Here is a 1,731-nt window from a genome sequence, read left to right on the forward strand (position 1 = left end):
TTGAGTTCCGCGGTTTCGGCGGTGTACTTGAGCCCCACTACATTGTCGGCGCAGAACCACTCGACCAGTGAGCTATTACGCACTCTTTCAAGGATGGCTGCTTCTAAGCCAACCTCCTGGCTGTCTTCGCGATCCCACATCCTTTTCCACTTAGCACACTCTTAGGGGCCTTAACCGGCGATCTGGGCTGTTTCCCTCTCGACTAACGAAGCTTATCCCCCGCAGTCTCACTGCCGTACTCTGACTTACCGGCATTCGGAGTTTGGCTGACGTCGCTAAGATGATAGTCCCGCTCAACCAACCAGTAGCTCTACCTCCGGCAAGAAACACACGACGCTGCACCTAAATGCATTTCGGGGAGAACCAGCTATCACGGAGTTTGATTGGCCTTTCACCCCTACCCACAACTCATCCCCTCAGTTTTCAACCTAAGTGGGTTCGCGCCTCCACAGCCTCTTACAGCTGCTTCACACTGGCCATGGGTAGATCACCCCGCTTCGGGTCCAGGACACGCCACTAAAACACACCCTCATTAGGATTCGGTTTCCCTACGGCTACCCCACAACACGGGTTAACCTCGCGACATGCCGCTGACTCGCAGGCTCATTCTTCAAAAGGCACGCCATCACCCCAAAAAAGGCTCTGACGGCTTGTAGGCACACGGTTTCAGGTACTATTTCACTCCCCTCCCGGGGTACTTTTCACCATTCCCTCACGGTACTCATACACTATCGGTCACAATAAGTATTCAGGCTTACCGGGCGGTCCCGGCAGATTCACAGCAGATTCCACGAGCCCGCTGCTACTCGGGTACATCATGTCAACCCCAACACCACATGCTTTCACGTACCGGACTCTCACCGTCTACGGCAGGCCATTCCAAACCACTTCCGCTAACACACAATGTCGGGGCACGGCATGGCAGCACCGCACAACACAACCCCACAACCCCACACACGCAACCCCTGCCAGGTATCACACGCATGCAGTTTAGCCAAAAATCCACGTTCGCTCGCCGCTACTAGCAGAATCATTATTATTTTCTTCTCCTGCGGGTACTAAGATGTTTCACTTCCCCGCGTTACCACCACACAAACTATGAATTCATCCATGCAGCGACCACACACAACTGTGGCCAGGTTTCCCCATTCGGACACCCTCGGATCAACGCTCGATTGACAACTCCCCGAGGACTATCGCGGCCTTCCACGTCCTTCATCGGCTTATCATGCCCAAGGCATCCACCGTGCGCCCTTCACAGACAACACAAAATACTAAGACACCCACACACCAACCACACACCCAACAAAAGGCAATGCGATCAGCGCGTGAACAAAAATGATTTCAAACAAAAAATCACAAAAAGAAGATACTCGCGTCCACTATACAGTTCTCAAACAACACTAAACACCCACAACAAACCAACGAAAACTCATCAGCCCATTGCCGAGCGTCCACAAAAAGGAACAAACAGATTGTCCCAGACACCCAACAGCCATGACAAACCAAAACTTTGCTAACCCAACCCCAACACTGTGCCAACCCCAACACACAAACATCCAACACTATAACAAAGTGACTTGAACACAACAGCACCCAACAACCACCAACAAAAGGCTGGTTGAACCGGCTACCTATTCACCCAGAAACAATTAAAAACAAATACTCCTTAGAAAGGAGGTGATCCAGCCGCACCTTCCGGTACGGCTACCTTGTTACGACTTCGTCCCA

Annotated in this window: 2 rRNA genes; both read right to left on the minus strand. The window is 51.9% G+C overall.

The features are described from left to right. A 23S ribosomal RNA gene (locus MHX66_RS10430) occupies positions 1-1,268 on the minus strand; the annotation flags it as partial. Between the two features lie 405 nt (positions 1,269-1,673). After that, positions 1,674-1,731 (minus strand): 16S ribosomal RNA (locus MHX66_RS10435); the annotation flags it as partial.

The organism is Corynebacterium sp. ACRPH, from assembly GCF_022347285.1.
GTDB lineage: Bacteria > Actinomycetota > Actinomycetes > Mycobacteriales > Mycobacteriaceae > Corynebacterium.